The sequence below is a fragment of the Enterobacter cloacae complex sp. GF14B genome, from assembly GCF_004136805.1.
Lineage (GTDB): Bacteria > Pseudomonadota > Gammaproteobacteria > Enterobacterales > Enterobacteriaceae > Enterobacter > Enterobacter hormaechei_C.
In genome coordinates, this window is record NZ_QFRV01000131.1 from 1 (window position 1) to 6625 (window position 6625).

Sequence of the window (6625 nt, forward strand, 5' to 3'; positions counted from 1 at the left end):
CATTATTGCCGCTGGTCAATGCGCAGGGCTGGTTCGCCACCCGCGATCGCGGCGAGTGGCATGACGGACGCCTGACCATTCTGGGCCGAATGGACAATCTCTTTTTCAGCGGCGGAGAAGGGATCCAGCCGGAAGCGCTGGAGCGCGTTATCGCCACGCATCCGCAGGTAAGCCAGGCGTTTGTCGTTCCGCTGGATGATGCCGAGTACGGGCAACGCCCGGTGGCGGTGGTGGAATGCGAGCCGGGCGCGGATATCACGCTGTTGCCGGAGTGGGTTCAGGGCAGGCTGGCGCGCTTTGAGCAGCCGGTACACTGGCTGGCGCTGCCGTCAGAACTGAAAAATGGCGGGATTAAAATCTCCCGCCAGGCGTTAAAGCAGTGGGTCAATGCCCTGTTGAGGGGCTAATCAGCCGATATCCGGCTGCGGTTTGTGCTGGCGTCGGCGGATCCAGCGTAGCACCGGCGGCACGACAATCACCATAATCGCCATTGCCAGCAGGATCTTCGTCACGCTGCTTTCCCACAGGATCCCCATGTTGCCGTTGCTGATGGAGAGGGCGCGGCGCAGGTTCTGCTCCAGCATTTCCCCCAGCACAAACCCTAAAATCAGCGGCGACATCGGGAAGTGCATCTTGCGCAGAATGTAGCCCAGCACGCCGAGCAGCACCATCAACACCAGGTCGAAGGTGGTGCTGTGCACCGCGTACACCCCAACCGCAGAGACGGCGGCGATGGCCGGGACCAGGAACCACAGGGGAATGGTCAGCATGCGGGTGAACAGGCCGATCAGCGGGATGTTCATTACCAGCAGCATCACGTTGGCGATCAGCAGGGCGGCAATCAAACCCCAGACGATATCGGGCTGCTCGGTAAACATCGCCGGACCCGGGGTGATGTTATAGAGCGTCAGCGCGCCCATCATTACCGCCGTGGTGCCGGAGCCCGGCACGCCGAGGGTCAGCATCGGGATAAACGAGCCGCAGGCCGAGGCGTTATTCGCCGCCTCCGGCGCCGCCACGCCGCGGATATCGCCTTTGCCGAAGCTGTCGCTGTTGCCGCTCAGCTTTTTCTCGGTCATGTAGGTGATGGCGCTGGCGATAGTCGCCCCCGCGCCGGGCAGAATGCCGACGAAGAAACCGATCACCGACGAACGCAGGGTGGCACCCACACACTGCGCCCCCTCTTTGGCATTAAAGAGCATACGTCCGGTTTTACGCACCAGCGTCTGCCCGCTGCTGGTATGTTCCAGCATCAGTAAGATTTCTGAGACAGAGAACAGACCAATCACCACGACGATAAACTGCACGCCGTCGGAGAGATGAACACTGTCGAAGGTAAAACGATAAACCCCGGTGTTGGCATCCACGCCGACGGTGGCCAGACTGAGGCCAATCAACGCAGACAAAAACGACTTCAGCGGATTCTGCGCCATCATGCTGCCGAGACAGGCGATAGCGAACACCATCAGGGCAAAATACTCGGCCGGACCAAACGCCAGCGACCACTGGGCCAGCGCCGGGGCGAAGAGGATGATGCCGCCAATGGCGATCAGGGAGCCAAAGAACGAGCTGACGGCGGAAATAGAGAGCGCCACGCCGCCGCGTCCCTGCTGCGCCATTGGATAGCCATCCAGCGCGGTCATAATGGCGGCGGCATCGCCGGGCACGTTAAGCAGAATCGAGGAAATACGCCCCCCGTATTCGCAGCCGATATAAACCGTCGCCAGCAGGATCAGCGCCGATTCCGCAGGCAGGTGCAGCGCAAAGGCCAGCGGCAGTAAAATCGCCACGCCGTTGATAGGTCCAAGGCCCGGCAGCAGGCCGACGATGGTCCCGACGAAACAGCCGATCAGGGCGATCACCAGGTTTTCCGGGGTCATCGCTACCGCGAACCCCTGAGAGAGATAGATCCAGGTATCCATAGCGTGCTCCGTTAGTTAAACCATGCGCCAAGCGGCAGGGTCACGTCCAGCAGGCGGTCGAAGGCGTACCAGAGTAAAATGCCCAGTACGACCCCGGAGATCCCCGCCGCAGGCAGCGAGGCGTTAAATAGTATGCCAATCACCATCGTCAGCAGGGCGGTGGCAATCGGGAAGCCGAGCCATTCAAAGCCCCACGCGTACATCAGCAGGACAATCACCATTACCAGCAGACGTTGCAGCGTTCGGCGTGGCGGCCACTCCACGGTATCCGGATGGCGCAGCAGCAGCGCTACCGAGCAGAGCAGCATCAGGCCGACAATGCCGACGGGAAAGGGGCGTGGCCCCACGGGTTCATAGCTGTATTCGCTGTGGATCTGCCAGGCGACGAACATGCCGCCAATGCAGAGCAGCAGCCATATCCCGGCAAAAATGCGATCGCTCATAGCGCCTCCGGTTATTTCGCCAGGCCAAAGGCTTTCGCCTGTTCGCGGTAGTCATTCACCTGTTTTTTGACATACTCGTCCAGCTGCTTGCCGTTCAGGTTGAACTCAAACAGCCCGCGCAGATCGCGCTGTTTTTTGAACTCCTCGGTTTGCTGAAGTTTTGCGAAGGTATCCACCCACCACTGGTATTCGGCGTCGGTCACTTTTGGCCCGACGAAGAAGCCGCGGATGATCGGCCAGACCAGGTTATAACCCTGCTCTTTGGCGGTTGGGACGTCTGCCAGCTGGCCCGGCAGACGGTTTTCTGAGAAGACCGCCAGCACACGGATCTTATCCCCGCTCAGGTAGGGCACCATTTCGCTGAGATCGCCCGATACCGCCTGGACGTGATTGCCCATCAGCGCCGTCACCGGCTCGCCGCCGCCTTCAAAGGCCACGTAACGCATCTTGTGCGGATCCACTTTGGCCTGCTGCGCCAGCAGCGCGGCTTTCATCCAGTCCTGGCTGCCGATAGAGGCGCCTGCGCCAATGACCACGCTGTTCGGATCTTTTTCCATGGCGGTCAGCAGATCTTTCAGGGATTTCCACGGAGAGTCCGCGCGCACGGCGATCATGCCGTAATCGGTGCCTACGGTGGCGAGCCAGCGCACGTCGTCCACGTCATAACGGCCAAATTTCCCCTGTGACAGATTCAGCAGCGAACCGCCGGAGAAGGCCACCACTGTGCCCGCTTCGGCAGGGCGCTGGGCGACGATGGCGTTATAGGCTACCGCGCCCACGCCGCCGGGCATGTAGGTAACGCGCATCGGTTTCTCAATGGCCTTCGTCTCTAGCAGGCTGACCTGAATCAGCTTACAGGTCAGGTCGAAGCCGCCGCCGGGTTTGGCCGGGGCGATACATTCGGTACGGGATGGCGCGTCCTGCGCCTGGACGACAGAGGCACTCAACAGCAATACGCTTGCAGCAAGGGTAGAAAGTAATTGTTTTTTCATCGTTTATCCTCACGCCGGAGAACCGGGAGTACGGGTACGGGTGTCTTTTTTCTGATTATGTGAACCACCTTGTAGCGGTTCCGTTGCGTGATTGTTAAAACAATAACCTTTCATTTCCCTTTCACTGCGACACCAACTTTACAGGATGTGATATGCGTCTCTTACTCGCGGAAGATAATCGTGAGCTGGCTCACTGGCTGGAAAAAGCGCTGGTACAAAACGGATTTGCCGTGGATTGCGTCAACGATGGACGGGCGGCCGATCATCTTTTGCAGGGAGAAAACTATGCCGTCGCGATCCTTGATATCGGCATGCCCGGTTTCGACGGGCTGGAGGTGGTGCATCGGCTGAGAAAGCGCGGGCAGACGTTGCCCGTGCTGTTTCTTACCGCCCGCAGCAACGTGGCAGACAGGGTTAAGGGGCTGAATGCCGGGGCGGATGACTACCTGCCGAAACCGTTCGAGCTGGAGGAGCTTGATGCCCGCCTGCGTGCGCTGCTGCGCCGCAGTGAAGGGCGAACCCAGGAGCGCCAGCGGCTGGGAGAGCTGGAGTACGATGATGAAGGCTTTTTTCTGCTGCGCGATGAACCCCTTTCCCTCACGCCGCGCGAACTCTCTTTGCTGAAGGTGCTGATGCACCGCCGGACCCGTCCCGTCTCCCGGCAACAGCTTTTCGACCAGGTATTCAGCCTGAACGACGACGTCAGCCCCGAGAGCATCGATCTCTATATTCACCGCCTGCGTAAGAAGCTGACCGGCAGCGGCGTGCGGATCACCACCCTCCGGGGGCTGGGCTACGTGCTGGAGTGCGGCGATGAAGTGGGTTAAGCCGCAGTCGCTTTACCTGCAACTTTTGCTTTTTCTGGGTTTGCCGCTGCTGCTGTTATGGGGGCTGTCAGCCTTTAACAGCTACGTTAGCGCGCTACAGGCGGCGACGCAGGCCTATGACCGCACGCTGTTATCCTCGGCGCGCACGGTGTCAGAGCGGCTGGTGGTGCACAACGGCAAGCTCCAGGTGAACGTGCCGTGGGTCGTGCTCGACAGCTTCGAGCTGAACATGAACGATCGCCTCTACTACAAGGTCGTGGACCCTGACGGGCGGACGATCTCCGGCTATGACGATCTGCCGAATATGCCCCCCTCCACGTCGCGGACCTCCCACTATCCGGCGCTGGCGTGGTTTTATCATACCGAGTATCGCGGGCAGGCGATCCGCGTGGCGAAGCTGCTCCAGCCGGTTAACGAGGAGAGTGTGTTCGGCATGGCGGAAATCTACGTCGCCGAAACGTTGCAGTCGCGGCGCTATCTGGCCACTCAGCTGCTGTTTTCCTCGCTCGTGTCGCAGGGGCTGCTGGTGCTGCTGACGCTGGTCCTGACCGCGTGGCTGCTGCGTCGCGTGCTGCGCCCGATGCGGCAGCTCTCTTCGCTGATGGTGCGCCGTGAGCCCGGGCTGCTGGCTCCGCTGCCGGAGCTGCTGCCCTGGTCGGAAACGCGGCTGCTGATTGTGGCATTTAACCGCTATATCGACAGGTTACGCGGCGTGCTTTCGCGACAGGCGCGCTTTAATGCTGACGCCTCACACCAGCTCAAAACGCCGCTGGCGGTGCTGAAAACCCAGGTATCGGTTGCCCTGACGCGTAACGATCCGGCCCTGTGGCAGGAGAGCTTACGGGCGATGAACGTCACGCTGGATAACACCATCGTGCTGACAGAAAGACTGTTGCAGCTTTCAGCGGTGAAGCGAAAAGAGCAGGGGGAGCGACAGTTTGCCCCTGTCGATCTGGTGCAGGTGGTGCAAAACTGCTGCTTTTCCCGGCTGGCGCAGGCGCGCAGCAAGGGTATCGATCTCGGTTATGACGGCGTACAGCAGCCGGTAATGATTGAGGGTGATGACGTGCTGCTGGGTGAACTCTGCGCCAACCTGCTGGAGAACGCGATCAAATACACGCCGGAGCAGGGCATCGTGACGGTGTACCTGCGCACGGCTAACGATGCCGTTGAGCTGAGCGTGGAGGACAGCGGACCGGGTATTGCTGAAGACCAGATCTCCCAGGCCATGCTGCCGTTTCATCGTCTGGAAAACGTGGGTGATGCCGCCGGGTCCGGCATTGGCCTGGCGCTGGCTAACGATATTGCCCGCCTGCACCGCAGCCATCTTCAGCTGATGCCCAGTGAAAATCTGGGTGGGCTGAGCGTGAAAATGCGCTTTCTGATGCTGATATAAATGCCGATATTATCAAATCGTTACAAACTAATTGCCTGCCGCACGTGGAGTCCATTGATCACACAGGCAGGCAGGTTAAAATCTCGCGGTTTTTGGACATCTCTGAATAAATTGTGCGGGATCACGACAATGAAAAAAGTGGCATTAATGGGCTTAAGCGGCCTGATGTTTGTTTCAGCAGCGGCAAACGCAATTTCCTTCAACGGCTCGGCGGGACAAGATTATACCCATCTGGGCTTCGGTCTTGGCACGGACAGCGCAGGCCTGGCAATGACCGGCGGCTGGACGCATAACGACGACGACGGCGATGCGGCAAGCCTGGGCCTCGGCTTCAACGTGCCGTTGGGTCCCTTCCTGGCGACCGTCGGGGGTAAAGGCATTTACACCAACCCGAACGACGGCGACGAAGGCTACGCGGCGGCAGTGGGCGGCGGCTTGCAGTGGAAAATTGGCGACAGCTTTGGCCTGTTCGGTGAGTACTACTACTCCCCGGATTCCCTCTCCAGCGGCATCGACAGCTATCAGGAAGCTAACGCCGGCGCGCGCTGGACCATCATGCGTCCAATCACCATCGAAGCGGGTTATCGCTATCTGAACCTGGCCGGTAAAGACGGCAACCGCGACAACGCCCTGGCAGACGGCCCGTACGTTGGCGTTAGCGCCGGTTTCTAATCCTCTCGGCGCGGCGTTCAGTCGCGCCAGTTTCTCTCTTCCCCCGGTCTTTGATTGCGCTATAGTGTTTTGACCATTGAAATGGGAGAACACAATGATAAACGTGGAAATGTTATCCACTGGCGACGAAGTGCTTCATGGGCAAATCATTGATACCAATGCCGCCTGGCTCGCCGATCTCTTCTTTGAGCAAGGATTACCGTTAACGCGCCGCAACACCGTAGGTGACAACCTTGAGTCGCTGGTCAACGTTCTGCGCGAGCGCAGCGAACGCTGCGACGTGCTGATTGTGAACGGCGGGCTGGGACCTACCAGCGACGATCTCAGCGCGCTGGCCGCCGCCACGGCCAAAGGCGAAGGCCTGGTCCTGCAC

The 6625-nt window shown here is 59.8% G+C and carries 7 protein-coding genes and 1 pseudogene; 5 read left to right on the top strand and 3 right to left on the bottom strand.

Annotated features, from left to right (window positions below; genetic code table 11):
- Positions 1-407 (top strand): annotated as a pseudogene (locus DD606_RS23295) (o-succinylbenzoate--CoA ligase); the annotation flags it as partial.
- Here the strand turns inward: DD606_RS23295 and DD606_RS23300 are convergent.
- From DD606_RS23300 to DD606_RS23310, 3 genes are read right to left on the bottom strand one after another with little or no spacing between them, the layout of a single operon-like run.
- Complete coding sequence (locus DD606_RS23300) at positions 408-1922, bottom strand: tripartite tricarboxylate transporter permease (RefSeq protein ID WP_003859445.1); 1515 nt, start codon at positions 1920-1922, stop codon at positions 408-410.
- Positions 1923-1933: 11 nt separating this feature from the next.
- Positions 1934-2365 carry a tripartite tricarboxylate transporter TctB family protein gene (locus tag DD606_RS23305; protein ID WP_003859443.1) on the bottom strand — a complete coding sequence of 144 codons (432 nt, stop codon included), beginning with the start codon at positions 2363-2365 and terminating at the stop codon, positions 1934-1936.
- Between the two features lie 11 nt (positions 2366-2376).
- The gene (locus DD606_RS23310) at positions 2377-3357 is read right to left on the bottom strand and encodes a tripartite tricarboxylate transporter substrate binding protein (RefSeq protein WP_003859441.1); all 981 of its coding nucleotides are present in this window, start codon (positions 3355-3357) and stop codon (positions 2377-2379) included.
- A gap of 152 nt (positions 3358-3509) precedes the next feature.
- Between DD606_RS23310 and tctD the strand changes: the two genes are divergently transcribed.
- The 4 genes from tctD to DD606_RS23330 all read left to right on the top strand — a co-directional run.
- Positions 3510-4184 carry a transcriptional regulator TctD gene (gene tctD / locus DD606_RS23315; RefSeq protein WP_017693014.1) on the top strand — a complete coding sequence of 225 codons (675 nt, stop codon included), beginning with the start codon at positions 3510-3512 and terminating at the stop codon, positions 4182-4184.
- Entirely contained in the window at positions 4171-5580 is a 1410-nt protein-coding gene (locus tag DD606_RS23320; RefSeq protein ID WP_023314574.1) for a sensor histidine kinase, read from the top strand. Before tctD ends, DD606_RS23320 begins: the two co-directional genes overlap by 14 nt.
- Before the next feature lie 129 nt (positions 5581-5709).
- Positions 5710-6252: a YfaZ family outer membrane protein gene (locus DD606_RS23325; RefSeq protein WP_003859436.1), complete on the top strand. Its 543-nt coding sequence runs from the start codon at positions 5710-5712 to the stop codon at positions 6250-6252.
- A 94-nt stretch (positions 6253-6346) separates the two neighbouring features.
- The coding region (locus DD606_RS23330; RefSeq protein WP_252771783.1) for a molybdopterin-binding protein at positions 6347-6625 on the top strand (279 nt) is incomplete at its 3' end.